Origin of the sequence: Nonomuraea sp. NPDC049624 (assembly GCF_040675255.1) — a bacterium.
Classification (GTDB): Bacteria; Actinomycetota; Actinomycetes; order Streptosporangiales; family Streptosporangiaceae; genus Nonomuraea.
Window position 1 is genome coordinate 23529 of sequence record NZ_JBFAOR010000026.1, and the last position, 17875, is coordinate 41403.

15 protein-coding genes are annotated in these 17875 nt (G+C 70.7%); 8 read left to right on the plus strand and 7 right to left on the minus strand.

Going from position 1 to position 17875, the window contains the following annotated elements:
* Window positions 1-27 precede the first annotated feature (27 nt).
* On the plus strand, window positions 28-1119 hold the full coding sequence (locus AB0J76_RS48720) for a helix-turn-helix domain-containing protein (protein ID WP_352327967.1): 1092 nt from the start codon (window positions 28-30) through the stop codon (window positions 1117-1119).
* A 15-nt stretch (window positions 1120-1134) separates the two neighbouring features.
* On the opposite strand, the gene AB0J76_RS48725 is transcribed toward AB0J76_RS48720, so the two are convergent.
* Together AB0J76_RS48725 and AB0J76_RS48730 are read right to left on the minus strand one after the other, a co-directional pair.
* Complete coding sequence (locus tag AB0J76_RS48725; protein WP_352327968.1) at window positions 1135-1680, minus strand: recombinase family protein; 546 nt, start codon at window positions 1678-1680, stop codon at window positions 1135-1137.
* A gap of 178 nt (window positions 1681-1858) precedes the next feature.
* On the minus strand, window positions 1859-2344 hold the full coding sequence (locus AB0J76_RS48730) for a hypothetical protein (RefSeq protein ID WP_352327969.1): 486 nt from the start codon (window positions 2342-2344) through the stop codon (window positions 1859-1861).
* Window positions 2345-2731: 387 nt separating this feature from the next.
* Here AB0J76_RS48730 and AB0J76_RS48735 point away from each other — a divergent pair, with 387 nt between their 5' ends.
* Window positions 2732-3076, plus strand: a complete 345-nt coding sequence (locus AB0J76_RS48735) for a hypothetical protein (RefSeq protein WP_352327970.1) — start codon at window positions 2732-2734, stop codon at window positions 3074-3076.
* A 389-nt stretch (window positions 3077-3465) separates the two neighbouring features.
* Here the strand turns inward: AB0J76_RS48735 and AB0J76_RS48740 are convergent, their stop codons facing one another.
* Window positions 3466-4428 carry a LysR family transcriptional regulator gene (locus AB0J76_RS48740; RefSeq protein ID WP_352327971.1) on the minus strand — a complete coding sequence of 321 codons (963 nt, stop codon included), beginning with the start codon at window positions 4426-4428 and terminating at the stop codon, window positions 3466-3468.
* A 73-nt stretch (window positions 4429-4501) separates the two neighbouring features.
* On the opposite strand from AB0J76_RS48740, the gene AB0J76_RS48745 reads away from it, so the two are divergent.
* Window positions 4502-5419 carry a DMT family transporter gene (locus AB0J76_RS48745; protein ID WP_352327972.1) on the plus strand — a complete coding sequence of 306 codons (918 nt, stop codon included), beginning with the start codon at window positions 4502-4504 and terminating at the stop codon, window positions 5417-5419.
* Window positions 5420-5496: 77 nt separating this feature from the next.
* Entirely contained in the window at window positions 5497-7932 is a 2436-nt protein-coding gene (locus AB0J76_RS48750) for a pentapeptide repeat-containing protein (RefSeq protein ID WP_352327973.1), read from the plus strand.
* 48 nt (window positions 7933-7980) lie between these two features.
* Here AB0J76_RS48750 and AB0J76_RS48755 read toward each other — a convergent pair whose 3' ends face one another.
* The gene (locus AB0J76_RS48755; protein WP_352327974.1) at window positions 7981-8334 is read right to left on the minus strand and encodes a helix-turn-helix domain-containing protein; all 354 of its coding nucleotides are present in this window, start codon (window positions 8332-8334) and stop codon (window positions 7981-7983) included.
* Window positions 8335-8464: 130 nt separating this feature from the next.
* Between AB0J76_RS48755 and AB0J76_RS48760 the strand changes: the two genes are divergently transcribed.
* Window positions 8465-9919 carry an MFS transporter gene (locus AB0J76_RS48760; RefSeq protein ID WP_364394223.1) on the plus strand — a complete coding sequence of 485 codons (1455 nt, stop codon included), beginning with the start codon at window positions 8465-8467 and terminating at the stop codon, window positions 9917-9919.
* A gap of 51 nt (window positions 9920-9970) precedes the next feature.
* Here AB0J76_RS48760 and AB0J76_RS48765 read toward each other — a convergent pair whose 3' ends face one another.
* On the minus strand, window positions 9971-11179 hold the full coding sequence (locus tag AB0J76_RS48765) for an ROK family transcriptional regulator (protein WP_352327943.1): 1209 nt from the start codon (window positions 11177-11179) through the stop codon (window positions 9971-9973).
* A gap of 55 nt (window positions 11180-11234) precedes the next feature.
* Between AB0J76_RS48765 and AB0J76_RS48770 the strand changes: the two genes are divergently transcribed.
* The 3 genes from AB0J76_RS48770 (at window position 11235) to AB0J76_RS48780 (ending at window position 15176) form a co-directional block, all read left to right on the plus strand.
* The gene (locus AB0J76_RS48770; RefSeq protein ID WP_352327942.1) at window positions 11235-13448 is read left to right on the plus strand and encodes an HAD-IA family hydrolase; all 2214 of its coding nucleotides are present in this window, start codon (window positions 11235-11237) and stop codon (window positions 13446-13448) included.
* A gap of 74 nt (window positions 13449-13522) precedes the next feature.
* Window positions 13523-14683 (plus strand): epoxide hydrolase family protein, encoded by a 1161-nt coding sequence (locus AB0J76_RS48775; protein WP_352327941.1) that lies wholly within the window; start codon window positions 13523-13525, stop codon window positions 14681-14683.
* A 136-nt stretch (window positions 14684-14819) separates the two neighbouring features.
* Window positions 14820-15176, plus strand: a complete 357-nt coding sequence (locus AB0J76_RS48780; RefSeq protein WP_352327940.1) for a nuclear transport factor 2 family protein — start codon at window positions 14820-14822, stop codon at window positions 15174-15176.
* Between the two features lie 96 nt (window positions 15177-15272).
* Here the strand turns inward: AB0J76_RS48780 and AB0J76_RS48785 are convergent, their stop codons facing one another.
* Together AB0J76_RS48785 and AB0J76_RS48790 are read right to left on the minus strand one after the other, a co-directional pair.
* Window positions 15273-15713, minus strand: coding sequence for a DUF6196 family protein (locus AB0J76_RS48785; RefSeq protein WP_352327939.1), 441 nt, complete (start codon window positions 15711-15713; stop codon window positions 15273-15275).
* A gap of 159 nt (window positions 15714-15872) precedes the next feature.
* Window positions 15873-17525: a hypothetical protein gene (locus AB0J76_RS48790; RefSeq protein WP_352327938.1), complete on the minus strand. Its 1653-nt coding sequence runs from the start codon at window positions 17523-17525 to the stop codon at window positions 15873-15875.
* Window positions 17526-17875: the final 350 nt, after the last annotated feature.

The window sequence follows — 17875 nt, forward strand, 5'->3', positions numbered from 1 at the left end:
TCTCGGCGTGAGTGCTAGAAATAGCACATGGCGCAAGAATCCTCGCATACCATCCATGCTGCGGGCCAGCATCGGGTCGTCGTGATCGTGGACGAGAACTCCAACCCCTTCGAGCTGGGCTGCGCAACGGAGATCTTCGGCTTGCGCAGGCCCGAGCTCGGGCGCGATCTCTACGACTTCCGCCTGTGTTCCCCCGAGCCGCGCACGCTGATGCGGGACGGGTTCTTCACACTCACGGGCGTCGCCGGCCTGGAGGCGGCCGATTCGGCGGACACGTTGATCGTCCCCAACCGTCCCGACGTCGAGGTGCCCCGCCGCGCCGCCGTGCTCGATGCCATCCGGCGGGCGCATGCGCGCGGTGCCCGCCTGGTCGGCTTCTGCAGCGGTGCCTTCACCCTGGCAGAGGCCGGGGTCCTCGACGGGCGCCGGGCCACCGCGCACTGGCAGTGGGCGGACTCCTTCCGGGCCCGCTTCCCTTCCGTCCGGCTCGAAACAGACGTGTTGTTCGTGGACGACGGTGACATCCTCACCGCCGCGGGGAGCGCAGCCGCGCTCGACCTGGGCCTGCACATCGTCCGCCGCGACAATGGCGCGGAGGTCGCCAATTCCGTGAGCCGACGGCTCGTCTTCGCCGCCCACCGCGACGGCGGGCAGCGGCAGTTCGTGGAGCGGCCCGTGCCCGATGTGCCGGATGAGTCCTTGGCGCCTGTTCTCGCCTGGGCCCAGGAGCGTCTGGACGCCCCGCTCGCGGTGTCCGACCTCGCGGCGCGCGCCTCGGTCAGTCCGGCCACACTGCATCGCCGCTTCCGGGCACAACTGGGCACCACGCCGCTGGCGTGGCTCACCGGGGAACGGCTTGCCCTGGCGTGCCGGCTGATCGAGCGGGGCGAGTCGCACCTTGAGACGGTCGCGCGGCACAGCGGGCTGGGCACCGGAGCCAATCTGCGTGCGCTGATGCGTCGCAAGATGGGGCTCACTCCGTTGGAATACCGGCATCGATTCGGCCCGGAAATGGACCAGGGATCGGCCGCGGAGATGAAGGGCGTGCAGGAAACGCTGGGCCACACCTCCAGGGCCTGCACGGGGTCTTGGGACCATCCGGCCGAAATTGAACGTTAGGCCTCCCGCCGCAGGTCAGGGGATTGCAGGCTTAAGCCGATCCGCGATCTGCTGGACGGTGTACTTGCGCTTTCCGTCTTGCCCCTTCATCTCATACAGCGCTCGGGCCATCTCGATTCCATCGGCGTCCAGCGTCCGCGGCCGGCCACCGACACGGCCGCGGGCTCGCGCAGAGGCCAGCCCTTCGAGCGTGCCCTCGACGATGAGCTCACGCAGGAACTCATCGAACGCGCCGAACATGTGAAACTGCAGCCGCCCGGTCGGGGTGGAGGTATCGATGCCCTGCTTGAGCACCAGCAGGTCGACCTCGCGCCCGCGCAAGTCGGCCGCCAGGTCCAGCAGGTGCCTCAGCGAACGGGCCGCTCGGGACAGGCGGGTGATGACGAAGGTGTCACCCGGCCGCAGGTAGTCCAGGGCCTTGTCCAACTCGGGCCTGCGGTCGAGCTTGCCGGACGCCTTGTCGATGAAGATACGGTCACATCCAGCAGCCGCCAGCGCGTCGCGCTGGCTGTCGGGACTCTGGTCGCGAGTGCTGACCCGCCCGTAGCCGATCTTGCTCATCCGAGATGAGTGTCATAAACGGTGACCTTGTTCCGTAGTGAGACGTTGTTTTCGGGCACGGCCTTTGAGAAATGATCGACCTGGGACGTTGCGAAGCGGCAAGATCGACTGCTCGTGTCTCGATAACGATCATTTCTGGAACCGCACAGTCACCACCCCCACTCACCGTGAGAGCTGGTCAGTTCAAATCTTCGGTGATCGTCCAGCCGCGGCTGCCGCCGATCTTGGCGAGCTGCCGGCGCAGCACCGCGATCCGCTCACGCGCGTCCGGCCCCGCGATCCCGATGGTGATGCGCTCATCCGTCGCGTGATAACTGGTCCGCCGATCGCCCGCCGCGACCCGGCACGCCGCATTGATGGCGGCTCGCAGCCGGGCCACTTTTCGTGGATCGCCCTGCCCGCCGAACCCTTCGATCGTCACGGACGAGAACAGCGGTGCGAGACACAGGCCGTCCCGTCGTTTGGCAGCGTCCAGCTCTTCCTGATCGGCACTCAGATTCTTCAGGATCCTGTCCCGGTCGGCCGAGCTGATCGGCCTGCGACCGAGCCAGTCAGGCCAGCCATCCGGCCGAGTTGGCACCACCCGCACCGGCTCGTACGGAGGCGGCGCAGCCGCTGCCTCACCGGCCTCGTCCTCAGCATCGGCGGCCCCGCTGTCGCTCAACCAGTCTCCTCGTGCCACGCCCGCGCGACAGCTCGTGATCTTCTCCCGATCGTAGCGGTCGCTTCCGGACCGATGACCTACAGATAGGACAAGGCGTGTCGCATCGTGCGTGCCCCATCCACCCACGCCCCTTCGCAACCCTGCCTGACCTGCGGCGGAGGCTTATCGTTCAATTCCGGCCGGATAGTCCCAGCCCCCCTGCACCGCCGACACTTACACCTCCGCCTACCCGCAAATGGCCACCGCGTCGGCCGAGAAGGCCACCACACCAAGGCAGACCAGGCCCGAGACCGGGAGAGTCGTCTCGTTGAGAAGCTGCTCGAACGCTTCGCCACCTGGCACCTGCTGCGCAAGCTCCGCACGATCGCCAACAGGCAACCCCTCGGCATGAACCGCAACCAGGACGCCCGCCGCGTCCTCGTCCAGGCCGACCTGGATGCTTGGCACGCCACCGCCTTCCTGGCCCGGCGGCCCGCCACGGCGTTGCTGCGCTGGTGCGTGGTCGCCGGCCACATGCCCAAAGTGGCCATCCCAACGCGCGTCACCGTCAACCCCGGCCCCGATCAGCCAGTGGAAACGACTCGCCCTGATCCGCAGGCCCTCAGCGACGAGAGCGTCCCCGACCGCGACCGGGTCATCGCCCTGCTCGTCCTGCTCTTTGCCCAGCCCATCAGCCGCATCCTCCGGCTCTCCCTCGACGACCCACCCGCGACGGCGACCAAGTTCTCCTAAGTCTCGGGGATCCGCCCTCACCCGTCCCCGGACCCTTCGCCGGACTCCTGCTCGGCTACACGCAGGCCAGACCGAACAACACCACGGCGACCAACCGGGACAGCCGCCGGCTGCTCCCCGGCCGCCGCGGCGCACAACCGCTGGACCCCACGACCACCCGGTCACGCCTGAGCAAGCTCGGCATCCTCGCCGGCCCGGCACGCTCGGCCGCGATCCGCCAGCTCGTCCTGCAGACCCCCGCCCCCGTGGTCGGCCGCATGCTCGGCTACGACGGAGACACGCCCACCCGCCCCTCCACCGCAGCCGGAAGCCCATGGGGCCGCTACGCCCCGGGCGACCACGAACAGTGACACCTCTCAGCCGCTCAATGGGGAACACAGATCACTCGATCATTGCCCCCTGCCAGCGCCCCACCCCCTCCACTCGTCCGCTGCGCTCGTCACGTCCGCGGCGGCGCTGCGGATCGCCTCCAGGACGAGCCCGACCCGTGGCAGGCGGGCGTCGCCGGTGCGGGTGTAGGCCGTCACCGTGCGCTCGACGCGTTCGGCCAGCGGGTGCAGGCTGATCCCCTCGGTGTCGCGGGGCAGGGCCATGCGGGGGATGAGCGCCATCCCGGCTCCGGCGGCCACCAGCGCGCTCAGCACGGAGAAGTCGTTGGCGGTCACGATCGGACGGGGCACGATACCGGCGGCGCCACAGGCCCGGCGGGTCATCTCGTGACAGGAGGTCTCGGCGCCGGGCATCAGCCAGTGCTCGTGCGCGAGATCGGCCAGGTGCACCGGATGCCCATGGCCCAGCCCCCGCTGGGAGGCCAGGGCGGCGGGCATGGCCAGCAACACGGGCTCGTCCATGAGGTGGTGCTGCCGGCACCCGGGCGGCAGCTCGCGCGGCAGCAGGCTGTAGGCGTGGACGATCGCGATGTCGACCTCCCGGCGGCGCAGCGCCTCGGCCGCCGGATCGGGCTCGCACTCGGTGACGCGCAGCTCCGGCGTGGGCGCGCCGTCGGCGGACATCCGCCGCCACAGGCGGGGCATCAGCACCCGGGCGGCCGAGGAGAACACCGCGAGCCGGACCAGGCCCTGGCCGCCTTCCTGGAACGCGCGCAGGTCGGCCTCGACGGTGGCGATCTGCCCGAGGATGACCTCGGCGTGCTCGGCGAGCAGGTGGCCCGCGGGGGTGAGCCGCAACCGCCGCCCCTGTTTCTCCAGCAGCGGCAGCCCGGCCTCGCGTTCCAGGGCGGCCAGTTGTTGTGACACCGCCGGTCCGCTGAGGTGTCTGGCCTCGGCCGTCGCTGCCACGGTGCCGTAGATTTGCAGGTCACGCAGGAGACGCAGGCGGCGCAGATCCAACACGTAAGCAACCCTTCTTAATTTAAGAAGAAAGAGTAACTGGAACTTTCTGATTCTACGCAGCATGCTGCGCAGGGTGAATCCACCGATCTCGCTGCGTCTGGCGGCCCTGATCTCGACGGTCGTGCTCTGGGCGTCGGCCTTCCCCGCCATCCGCGTCGGCGTGAACGGCCTGGGCGTCGGCGCGCTGTCCTTCTGGCGCCTGGCCGTCGCCTCCGTCGCGTTGGCCGTGGTGAGCCCGATGCTGCGGGTCCGGCTGCCGGGCCGGCGCGACCTTCCGCTGATCGCGCTGTGCGCGTTCACCGGGATGAGCGCCTATCAGCTGCTGCTCAACTGGGGTGAGGTGCACGTCCCAGCCGGGACCGCCAGCCTGCTCATCGCCACCGCGCCGGTGTTCAGCGTGCTGCTGGCCTCGATCTTCCTCGGTGAACGCCTCTCGGCGGCCATCGTGGCCGGCACCGTCACCGCCCTGGCCGGCGTGGCGCTCATCGCGTACGCCGCCGGCTCCGCGCAGGTCACCACCAGCGCGCTGGTGATCCTCGCGGCGGCGGTCGTCCAAGGCGTCTACCACTTCGCCACCAAGCCGCTGCTGAAGCGGTACACGGGTCTGGAGGTCGCCTGTTACGCCATGTGGGCGGGCACGCTGTTCCTGGCCCCGCTGGCGCCCGGCGCCGTGCACGACCTGCTCCGGGCGCCCACCGACGCCGCCGTGTCCACCCTCTACCTCGGCCTGCTGCCGTCCGCGCTCGGCTTCGTCACCTGGGGATACGCGGTGGCCCGGTACCCCATCGCGCAGTCCACGGCAGCCCTGTACCTGGTCCCGCCGATCGCCATCGGCGTGGCGTTCGTGTGGCTGGGAGAGATACCGGGTCCGGTCGAGCTCGTCGGCGGGCTCGTCAGCATGGCCGGCGTCATCCTGATCCACCGGCACACGGCACGTCCGGCCGCTGTCCCGGAGCCATCCTCCCCCCTCCTCGACAAGGCCGAGAAGTAGCCGGCGGATGGAAGTCGCCGCCACCGCGGCCCAGGTAGCAAACGCCACGAATTTGTCATGTCTGCTGGAGGACGATTGTGAATGCGGAAGCGAACATGAGCCCGGAGGTGCGGCGGCTCGGAGCGCCTGGCCTGGTCAGAGAGTCCGACGTGCGGGCCGCGCTGACCAGGCTGGCCGTAGGCCCGGCCGGGCTGGTGATCACCGGTGAGGCGGGGATGGGCAAGAGCGCCCTGGCTCACCAGGTGCTCGGACGGCTTCAGGCCGATGGCTGGGCGGTAGCCGCCATGGTGGGCAGATGGTCTCCGCGAACGCTGTTCCGAGGCGTCACAGAGGCTGTTTCAGGTTGGGGCGAGGAGTTCTCCCCAGAACAAGCGCACATGACAGGGGCCATCGGCGTGGCTCGGTCGGACGATGCCATGTTCGACATGACCTGTCGGCTGCTGAAGAGTTTCCCTCTGGTCCTGCTCTTCGACGACCTGAGTCAGAACCTGGGCGGTACGGGTTTCCTGGATCCCGGCTTCGGCGAGGTGTTTGAGCGGCTGTGCCGGGCCGCCGTTCGGGGCCGGGTGCTGGTGACCAGCCGGACGCCGTTACCGCCCTCTGCCACGGACGACCGCCTCGGTCTCCTGCGGCTGGACCCCTTGGACCTCGCCGCAGGAACCGCGCTCGCCGCAGGGCTGCCCCTGCTGTCCACCGTGGATCCGGTCACCCGCGAGCGTGTGGTCCGCTCGACCGCGGCGCATCCACGGTCTCTGCAACTGGTCGACGCCTGGCTGTCGGCCAATCCCGAGGGTGTGCGGGCGCGGCTCGCGGCCGTGACGCCGGGGGCCGTACCGCTCGACCTCATCATGGCCGAGCTGACAGGGCAACAGCGGGAGATCCTGCTCCAAGCCGCGATCGCCACCGTCCCCGTCACCGCATACGACCTGGCCGTCGCCTGCGACACCCGCGAGCCGGACCGCAGGCGACGCCCCGAGCCCGAGCGGGCGGCGCTCATCAGCGTTCAAGCTACTGCGAACCGGCTCGCCGAGCTCGGACTGCTCCACGCATGGGAGGGATGGGAAGGCGAGATCGTCTACCTCGCCGACCGCTGGCTCGCCGAGCTGCTGACGCCGCATCAGGGGCCGGCGCTCCCCGACCGTCACGAACGTGCCATGAACATGCACTACAGCCGGACCCACGAGGGCGGCACATTCGACCACTACGTCGCGGTCTGCCGCCACCTCGTCGCGGTCCAGGGGACCAGTGACCTGATGCGCTTCCCCCTCGACGTCGTCGATAGCCTGGAGACCGACTTCGAGTACGCGGGGATGGCGCTGCTGGGCGAGATCCTGCCGTCCATACCGGCGGGTTACGAAGGCACCGTTCGTGACCATCTGGTCGCCATGCTGATCCGGAACGGCTTCCCGCGCGCCGCCCGGAAGGTGGCCGAACGATCGCTGTCCGCCGTCAAGGAGTGGGCCGCCACCCACCCGCAGCGCGACGAGGCCCGGTTCTGCCTCGGCGCCGCGTACGACACCTGCGGCCAGGCCCGGCTCGCCGACGGCCGGCCGGTGGCCGCCGAGGCGGTGCTCACGGTCGCCGTGGACATCTACCACGAACTCGCAGCCGAGCACCCGACCTTCATGGAGGCAGACCAGCGGCTCGCCGACTCGTTACAGCATCTAGGCGAGGTGTACCGCGCGCTCGACCTGGCAGAGCACAAGGACAAGGAATACGAGACCTGGGCCGAATGCGCGCAGATCCGTACCCGGCTCTTCCAGGCGACCATGAGCCCGGAAACGGCACTGCAGGCCGGCCTGGCCTTCCGCCGCCTCGCCGACCTGGCCAAGAGCGACGGCGATCGGGACAACGCGCTGACACTGCTGAGCACTCGTCTTGCGATGACGGAGGCGATGGCCGAGATGTATCCGCATGAGGAGGAGTTGGTCGCAGAGCTCGCCGGCGCGAGAAAGGATGTCGCCACCCTCACCGCACTTTTCGTCTCCACCGACAGTCCGAAGCGGGCGGGGCGTCTCCACGAGGCGGGCGACGTGGGAACGGCGCAGGTCATCGAGGTCCTGAGGCAGGGGCCGTCCGCCTTCAACCAGTGGCGCGCCGACAACGCGGAGGAGGAGCTCGATCTCTCCGGCGCCGATCTGCGCGGCATGGAGCTCGACGACATGGTCCTCGCCGGCGCCAACCTCGCGGGCGCGGATCTGTCGCGCGTCTCCGCACGCGGCGCCATCTTCTCCGGCGCCGACCTGACCGGCGCCGACCTCACCGGCGCCGACCTCACCGGGGCGGGGTTCGGCTACAGCGAGGTGATCGACGCGACCATCGCCTTCACCCGGCTGGGCAGTGCGATGATCCAGCCGGCGACCATGACCGGCGCGGTCCTCACCGACGCGATCCTCCACCACACGTCGTTCCGCGAGTGTGACCTGACTGGCGTCGACCTGCGCGGATGCGACCTTTCCCGGCTGGATCTCAAGCACTCCGGCCTGGATGGCGCGATCACCGACACGCCGTAGCACTGCGCGGCCAAGGCCGGGGACCGCGCAGTCACCCGTGGCCCGCCGTCAGGTGGGCGATCCGGTGCGGTCACCGCGATCGAGGGCGGCGTCGGTGCGGGCGCCGGACAGGATGGCGTCGAGCAGCCCGGGATAGCGGGCGTCCAGGTCCTCACGGCGCAGGACGAGCAGGTTCTCCCGGCCTGCGGGCCGCTGCCAGATGACGCCGCTGTCGCGCAGCACCCGCCAGTGGTGCGTCATCGTTGATTTCGCGGTGATGCCCAGCGTGTTGAGGACGCTGGTGCAGTTGTGCTCGCCACCGGCGTCCAAGAGGCGGACGGCGGCCAGGCGCACGCCGTTCCCCAGCGCCGACAGCACGTCTTCGATCCGGAGCTGGTCGCGGTCGGGGTGACGGAAGGCCATGGTCCAACTGTACCGCGACTTTCGAACGATTCTTGTGGCATAGTTCGATCGTACGTAAATATACGTACAGTCATTTCTGCGGGGCGGGCTTCCGCATGCCCGCCACCCGGCTCCCTCCGAAGGGCGAACCATGTCCACACAGTCCCTGGGCGACGCCAGGCCGCGGCTCGGCCTGACCCTGGCGTTGCTCGCCCTGGCCCAGCTCATCTACGCGCTCGACCTGAACATCGTGTTCGTCGCGCTCCCGCGGATCGGCGCCGACCTGGGCTTCCCCGGCCAGACCCAGCAGCTCGTGGTCAGCGCCTACGTCGTCTTCGCCGGCGGCTTCCTGCTGTTCGGCGGCCGGGCGGCCGACCTGCTCGGCCGCCGCCGCGTCTTCGTGCTCGCCCTGACTCTGTACGCCGTCTCCTCGCTGGCCGGCGGGCTGGCCACCAGCCCCGCCGTCATCATCGCCGCCCGGGCGATCCAGGGCATCGGCGGAGCGCTGCTGCTGCCCGCCACGCTGGCGCTGCTCAACAGCCTGTTCGCCGAGGGCCCGCAGCGCAACCGGGCGCTGGCGGTCTGGGGCGGCGCCGGAGCCAGCGGCCTGACCATCGGCGCCCTGCTCGGCGGCCTGCTCACCCAGCACTTCGGCTGGCCCGCCGTGTTCTTCGTCAACGTCCCCCTGGCCGGGCTGGTCGCGCTGGCCGCCCTGGCCGTCATCCCCCGCGATCCCGGCAGGGGGGAACGGCGCAGGTTCGACATCCCCGGCGCGCTCAGCGTCACCGGCGGATCGACTCTGCTGGTCTTCGCCCTGGTCGAGGGGCCCGAGCTGGGCTGGGGCAGCCTCCCGGTGGCCGGCGCCTTCGTGCTGGCCGCCGCGCTGCTGGTGGTCTTCGCGCTGGTCGAGGCGCGCAGTGCCGACCCGCTCATGCCCTTCCGGCTGTTCCGCAACCGCAGCCTGACCGTCGGCATGCTGGTGACCTTCGTCTACATGGCCACGTTCGGCGTCCTGCCCTACTTCCTCACCGTGCTGCTGCAGAGCATCCACGGTTACAGCGCCCTGCAGACCGGGCTCGCCTTCCTCATCCCCTCACTGGCCATCGCCGCCGGCACCCAGGCAGGCGAGCGGCTGGCCACCCGGATCGGCACCCGCGCCTCCCTGCTGATCGGCTTCGCCATCGGTGTGCCCGGCACCGCCGTCCTGGCACTCGGCTTCGACGCCGAGGTCGGCTACGGCCTGCTGGTTCCCGGCCTCATCGTCTCCGGCGTCGGCCAGGGCATCGTCTGGACCGCCATGTGGATCGCGGCCGCGACCGGCACCGCGACCCACGAGCAGGGCGTGGCCAACGGCATCGCCTCCACGGCGCTCAACATCGGCAACGCCATCGGCCTGGCCGTCTTCACCGTCATCGCCGACCTCGGCACCGGCGGCAAGACCGGCCAGGCCCTGCGCGCCGCCACGGCCGACGGCGAGTTCCTCGTCGTCATGCTCACCGCCGCCGGGATGATCGCCGGTCTGCTCATCACCCTCACCCTGCCACGCCTGCGCCGCGACGTCACCGGCGCCGAGCGGCCCGAGCCGTCCCGCGCGGCCACCGGCTGAGCATCCGGCAGATACGACGCGGCTTGCGCACCGCCCAAGACGGCGGAGGTGCTAGGCCGGGGAGTGGGAGGTGCGCAGGGCCGCCCAGGCAGCGAGGCCCTCTTCGGTGAGGACGTGGTCGAGCGCGGTCACCGCCGCCCCGTGCAGCGCCCCGTCGCGGCCGAGGGCGGCGGCGAGCACGGGAGGCGGGTGCGGGCGGCGGAAGCGCATGAGGCCGTCGGTCAGGGCAGCGGTGAACTGCGGCTCGGCCGCGGCTCGCAGCGACTCCGCGAGGCCGCCCAGTGTGACGACGGCGGGGTCCAGGGCGTTGATCAGCCCGGCGAGGCCATGGGCCAGTCCGGTGGTGGCGCGGCCGACGGCGGCCCGCACGGCCGGTTCCGCCGGGGTGCGCGCCAGGGCCTGTTCGGCGTACGTGCGGGGGTCGCGGGGTGGGGGCTCGCCGAGGTGGCGGGCGATCGCGCGGCCGTCGACCGCCAGGTCCCAGCAGCCCCGGGCGCCGCAGGGGCAGCGCAGGTCGGGATCGCCGAAGGGAAGGTGCCCGAACTCCCCGCCGGCGCCTGTCGCTCCGTGCAGGGGCCGGCCGTCGACGACCAGGGTGCCGCCGACGCCCACCTCCACGGTGACGTGCAGGACGCTCGCCGCTCCCGCTGCGGCGCCCTGCCTGGCCTCGGCGAGCCCTGCGAGGGTGGCGTCGTTGCCGATCAGCAGCGGAGTGCGCGGGTCGTCCATCAGCGCCGCCAGGTCCACCGCGTCCCAGCCGAGCACGGAGGACTGGACGACCTTGCCGTGTTGCACCGTGGCCGCGATCGCCACGGAGACGGCCCGGACGCGTTGACCGTATCGCTGGTGGAGGCGTCGCGCCGCCTGGGCGACCGTGCTGATCACGTGCTCGGGGGCGCGGCTGCGGTGCGTTCCGGTCTCCACGATGCCGGGCCTTCCGTCGAGCGAGGCGACTGCGCATCGCCAGTCCTCCTGCCGCAGGTCCACGGCGATGACGAGGGGGCCGTCCGGGTGGGGGGTGAGCACGCTCGTCGGACGGCCCCGTGACGTCGCGGCGGCAGGGGCCTCGGCGAGCAGGGCGAGGTCGCGCAGCCGGGAGGTGATCTCGGTGGCCGAGCCGGTGCTGAGCCCGAGTCGCCGCGCCACGGCCGCCCTGGTCACACCCGGCTCGCGGCGCATCTCGTCTAGCACGGCCAAGGCGCTGCGCCAGCGGAGATCCGTGGCCCGCACGGACCTGGCCCGGTTGCGTGGGGTTGCCATGTGTCGTCGCCCTTCCTTTATGCTCGATACACGAGTTTAATCGAAGGGGGACGCTGTGACACGACGAACGGATCTCGCGGCGGTCGAAGCGGTCCTGCTGGACATGGACGGCACTCTCGTGGACTCCGACGCCTCGGTCGAGCGGGCCTGGTCGATCTGGGCCGAGGAGTACGGCGTCGACCCCGGCGTGGTCCTCGCCATCGCCCATGGGAGCCCGGCCGCGCGTACGGTCCGGCGGCTGCTTCCCGCCCTGGACGACGAGGCCGTCATGGCCGCGGCGCAGCGGCAGCACGCCCTGCAGTACGAAGACCTGGCAGACGTCACGGCGGCGCCCGGCGCGCGCCTCCTGCTCGCCACGCTCGACCGGCTCAAGCTGCCGTGGGCCGTGGTGACCAGCGCCGACGGACGGCTGGCCAAGGCGCGCCTGCAGGCGGCGGGGATCGATCCGCCCATTCTGCTGACGATCGACGACGTAGGCGCGGGCAAACCCGACCCCGAGGGCTACCTGGAGGCCGCGCGCCGCCTTCGCGTCGCACCGTCGGCCTGCCTGGTGGTGGAGGACTCCGAGCCGGGGCTGGCCGCGGGCCGGGCGGCGGGCATGCCGACCGCGGCGCTGCGAGGGCTGGACGGCGACCTGTCCCTGCCCGGCCTCGGCCGGCTGGCCCACCTGCTGCAGCGCTCGCGGGTCCGGCCGTGGTGGCGCGACGCCGTGGGTTACCAGGTGTACCTGCCGTCGTTCGCCGACAGCGACGGTGACGGCTGGGGAGACCTGGCCGGGGTGAGCGCGCGGCTGGATCACCTTGAGCGGCTCGGAGTGGAGGTGGTGTGGCTGACCCCGTTCTTCCGCTCTCCGATGCGCGATCACGGCTACGACGTCGCCGACTACCGGGCCGTGGATCCGTCGTTCGGCGGGCAGGCGGCCCTCGACGGGCTGCTGGCGCAGGCGCACCGGCGCGGGATGCGGGTGATCGGCGACCTGGTCGTCAACCACACCAGCGACGCCCACCCATGGTTCGTCGCCGCCTCCTCCTGCGCGGACGACCCGCACCGCGACTACTACATCTGGCGCGACCCGGCCCCGGACGGCGGCCCGCCGAACAACTGGCCGTCCCATTTCGGAGGTCCCGCCTGGACGTTCAGCCCGGCGACCGGCCAGTACTACCTGCACCTGTTCCGTCCCGAACAACCCGACCTGAACTGGCGCAACCCGGCACTGGCAGCCGAGGTCGACGCGATCGTCGAACACTGGCTGGCGCGAGGGCTGGACGGCTTCCGCATCGACACCGCCGGCTACCTCGTCAAGGACGCGGAGCTGCGGGACAACCCGCTGCTGCCGGCCGGCCGGATCCTGCCGGCCCGCGGGGTGACCATGGATTGGCGCCGCCAGGAGCATCGCCACGACATCCACCAGAGCGGCGTGCACGCCATCCACGAGCGGTGGCGGCGGATCGCCGACCGGCACGACGCCTTCCTCGTCGGCGAGGTCTACGAGCTCGATCCCCGGGCGCTCGCGCGCTTCGTGCAGGGCGAGCGGCTGCACTCGTCGTTCTGGTTCGGGCTGGTGGAGACCGACTGGGACGCCGACCGCATCGACACCATGATCGAGGCCGCCGTGAGGGCGTCGCCACGGCTCTCCTGGGTGCAGGGCAACCACGACCGTTCCCGCGCCGTCACCCGGTTCGGCGGCGGGCCACGGGGACGGCGTCGCTCGCTCGCGCTGCACGTCCTGATGGCATTGCTGCCGGGAACCTTCTGGGTCTACCAAGGTGAGGAGCTCGGCCTGGTGGACGGGCAGGTGCCGCACGGTCGCGGCGCCGACCCGCTGGGCGCCGCCCAGCCGGAGGAAAGCCGCGACGCCGCCCGCACCCCCATGCCATGGCGGCCCGGCCCAGGCCTGGGCTTCACCACAGGGCACCCCTGGCTTCCCGACGGTGCACGCGGCGACGACCAGACCGTGGCGGCGCAGCAGGACGACCCCGCATCCCACCTGAACACCCTCAGCCGGCTGCTGGCCACAAGACGCGCGCTGACACACGTGCTGGCCACCACCGACGACGTGAGCAGAGCCAGGCTCGCCGCACCGGTGACCGCCTACCGCCGGGGAGCCCTCTGGGCGGTGGCGAACCTCCGGAACAGCCCTGCGGCCGGCCTGCATCTGCCGGCCCCGGCGGTGTTCGACACCGACGATCCCACGGTCACTCCTGACCGGCCCAGGACCGGCTACGTCCGCCTCGCTCCCCAGCAGGCGCTCCTCCTGGCGGGGGAATGACCGCCGCGAGCGAACGCCGCAGGCCGGCGACCGCTCCCCTGCCCACCAGCGACCGATCCGACGAGGAAGGCAGCATGTCCGACCACGTGACCCCGTTCCGTCTCGACATCCCCGAGCCCGTACTGGCCGACCTGCGCGAACGGCTGCGGCGCACGCGGTGGCCCGAGAAGGAGACGGTCGAGGACTGGTCCCAGGGCGTCCCGCTGGGCTACCTGCGAGAGTTGTGCCGGTACTGGGCCGAGGAGTACGACTGGCGGGCCACCGAACGGCGCCTGAACGCGCTGCCGCAGTTCCGGACCTCCATCGACGGCCTCGGCATCCACTTCCTCCACGTCCGCTCACCGCACGAGGACGCGATGCCGCTCATCCTGACGCACGGATGGCCGGGCTCGATCGTGGAGTTCCTCAAGGTGATCGGTCCGCTCACCGACCCGACCGCCCACGGCGGCGACGCCCGCGACGCCTTTCACGTCGTCTGCCCCTCCCTGCCCGGCTACGGCTTCAGCGACAAACCGGACCACCAGGGCTGGGGCGTCGAGCGGATCGCCGACGCCTGGATCACACTGATGGGCCGCCTCGGCTACGACCGCTACGGCGCGGCAGGCTCCGACTGGGGCACCACCATCACCACCCTCATCGGCCTGCGGGATCCCGCCCACGCGGCGGGCATCCACCTCCTCCCGCCGCTGGCGGCTCCGGATCCGGCCACGTTCGACGACCTCACCCCAGCCGAGCAGGCCGCCATCGCCGACCTGGAACGAGGCCAGGAGAGCGAGGACGGATACTCCCTGGAGCAGTCCACCCGGCCACAGACCATCGGCTACGGGCTCCTCGACTCACCGGCGCTGCTGTGCGCCTGGATCATCGAGAAGTTCCGCGCCTGGACCGACGGCGGTGGCCACCCCGAGAACGCCCTCACCCGTGACGAACTCCTCGACAACCTCATGTTCTACTGGCTACCCGGCACCGGCGCGTCCGCCGCCCGGCTCTACTGGGAGAGCTTCAAAGCCGTCCAACGGCTCTTCACCACCGAGACGACGGACCTGGTGACCGTCCCGGCAGGATGCTCGATCTTCCCCAAGGAGAACCCCCGGCCCTCCCGGCGATGGGCCGAGAAACGCTTCACCGACATCAGGCATTGGAACGAACCTGACAAGGGTGGACACTTCGCCGCCTTCGAGCAACCCGGCCTGTTCGTCGAGGAGCTACGGACCTTCTTCCGCCTGGTCCGCTGACCGCACAACAGCTGCCGTGGCGAACGCCCACGCAGTGGACCGCCTTCCCAGGCTTCGCCGGCGGCCGGGGGGTGGGGCGAATGCTCCAGCAGCTGGCCCTCTCGGATCACGCAGACACCCGAAGGAGACTGTGACGATGGATCATCGAGCCCATGCCGACGCTTGGCTGGCAGCGTGGGAGCAACGCGATCTCGATGCGATCCTGGCCTGCTACGCGGAGAACGTCGACTTCGTCGCCCCTACCGTGGTGCGCCGCTGGGGACGTGCCGATGGCCGCTTGCAGGGCAAGGCAGAGCTGCGCAGGCACTTCGAGCTCGGACTGGAACTGGCCCCGGACCTGACCTTCACCGAGGAAGCGCTGCTGACCAGCCCGGGCGGCTACGCGCTGCTCTACCGGCGGGAGAACGGCAACCGTGTTCTCGACGTCGTCGAACTGGACCAGCACGGTCACGCCGCCCGCGTCAACGCCTTCTATGAAGGTCCACAGCACTGAACCAACCCGTCATGACGAAACGGCTCATGCCGTCGAGATCATGTACGGGGCCGCCGAGGAGATCTGGGCCCTTCCCGCCATGCGGACCCGGGAATCTCAAAGACCCCGGGCACGGAGTTCCTCGATGACTGCCAGAGCGTCGTCCACCAGGTCGATGGGGCAGCCCCAGTAGTCGTAGATTCCTCCGCCGGCACGGTTGCTGCCGCAGATGACGAACACGCCGGTCCCCAGCTGAACTTTGAGACGGGTGGCCAGCCAGCCGACGAAGCCACTGTTGTCCAGGTCGGCAGGGAAGTGGAAGGAGAAGACCCCGAATCGTTCGACACCGTCGTGCTCGTGGGTGAACGGGACCAGGGCGCTCCAGCTCTCGTCGTCCCGGACCACCGCCAGTGTGTCACCGGTAAGGGCTGGTGGGCGGTCGGCCGGAGACTCCTGGAAGCACCAGACGCCGTTGTGCACGACGAGCCGGGCTGCCGCGATCACGCGCCGTAGGCGTGCTTCCGTCTGCTCCGCGGTCTCCACACTGACGCTGACCATGGGCGGGCCTCCTCGTTTCCTGTGGCCGTGGTCCACTCTGAGATCCTGACAGTCGCACCCGGACAGAGGCTTCCAGGCGGGCGATCTTCACAACGTCGCCGCCGACGTGCTGATTCCGGCCGCGTTCACGGTAAGTCAGGCATGCACCACCGTATGCGATCAGCCGACGGCGTACGCGCGGATGATCATCTGGGTCACCGCGTGGCCGGCGGAGCCGGTGACCGCCGCGCGGAGGGAGACGAACCCGGCCGTGGAAGGGTTCGTCAGCCTGGCGCTCCAGCCCCGGCCGGCGCGGGCGACCATGACGTCGTGCCAGGTGGCGCCGTCGTCGGCGGACATCTCCAGCCGGATCACCAGCACCCTCCCCTTCGGGGAGCCCGGGTTGCGCTCGACCCACACGGGCACGCGGGTCGTGCTACCCGGCCTCGCCCTGTTGGAGTCGTCCAGCCCCTCGGGGCCGTAGCGGACGGCCGTCAGGGGCAGCGGCTGCTCCTCGGCGGTGGTGGCGGACGGGAACGTCCAGACCGAGGTCCCCTCGGTGGAGAGCGTGGCGGGCCGGCGCATCGACGCCGTCAGCGTGTAGGCGCCGACTCCGGCGGGCAGGCCGGCACGCAGCTCGCAGCGCTTCAGCGCCTGGACGTCGCAGTCCGCGAGGCCGGCGGTGGCCAGTACCTTGCCGTCCTTCGCGAGGGTGGCCGAGCCGGTGGCGGCGGCGTTCCAGAGCTCGCTTCCGGCGTGACCTCGCTTCATGAGCCTGCCGCCGTCGGAGGTCACCGCAGCGCCGACCTCGAAGGCGCTCTGGTAGACCAGGCCAGGGGTCCGGTAGTGGACGAGCCTGCCGGGCAGCGCGATGTCACCGACCGACGACACCTGGAACGCCCCATCGGACCGCCGGTGGGCAGCCCTGCCTCGACGGTGCCCGTAGCGGCCGCTCCCGGGGCCCGGTAGGTCGCGGTGACCTCGGCCAGCTCCTTCCGGCTGGCGTGGTACGTGGGATCCTCGGGAAGGCCGCCGGTGCGCCGGTCGACCAGGGTGTAGACGTACGGGCTGGGCGAGATGTCCCTGCTGAGCCACGTGGTCGCCAGGGTGTAGGTCAGACCCGGTGACGCGGCGGGCAAAGAACTGGGAGTTGGTGTCGACACCGAACAACCGGGTCCAGTCGCCCCACGCGCCGTGCTGCAGCCCGAGGGTGAGAACCCGCTGGAGCTGGGCGTCCGGGTCGTCGACGGTGGCTCTCACCGGCTTGCCAGGCGCGTGTCCACGATGACCCGCTGGTCGCCGCCGTAGACCTTCGGCGGGGAGTCGGCGATGGTCAGCACGGGCTTTCCTTCGACCTTCTCGCGCGTGCTGGTGTAGAGGTTTCCAGTCACCCTTGGGCACTCGTACCGTGGCTGTCCCTTCCCGGAAGGGCAGCGGATAGATGGCGCCCGTCTTGGCGTCGTAGACCTCGCCATGCTGGGCGTCGACCGGCCGGCCCTGCCTGCCGAGGACGGTGACAGTGACGTCGTAGGACTCCGGCTCGACGTACGCGCCGGCCAGCGTGCGGATCACCGTCTCGCCCGACCTGGCGGTGACCGTCCCCGGGTGGTCGCCCGGCTCCTGCCCGCTCGCGTCGATGGTGAGCGTGACCGACGCCTCGCCCTTGGCCGGGACGGTGACCTGGTCCGACGGCAGTTTCAGCACCTCGCGGTCCGCCGACAGGTCGAGGGTGACCGGTGTGTCGCCCTCGTTGGCGTAGGTGATCGTTCTGATGGCCTTCCGGTCGCCGCCGCTCCAGGGGAAGGCCGCCCACACGTTGGCCTGGTCGGGCACGACCTGCTGCCGCAGCGCGCGTACCAGGTCGACACACGTCAGCCGGTCACCGAGACTGTAAGTAGTTGAGGGATCTCATCGGCCAGGTCAAGACCGGCAAGCCTTAACGAGGCCCAAACAGGAGTCCCAGGGTTTCGGGTGTTTCCCAGGCCGTCAGCTGCCGGTCAGAATCGGGTTCCTCCTGCGCGCCCTGGTTGACCAGGTCGGCGAGGGATCGCCGGTCCTGCTCGGGACGGCCCTGCAGCAGGGCGATCTCACCGCCCTGGTGATCGACGACGTCGAGGCGCCCGCCCTGCTCGCACTGGTCTGGAAGGGCCCGCCCAGCCAGGCCGTACGTGAGGCGCCGTGCT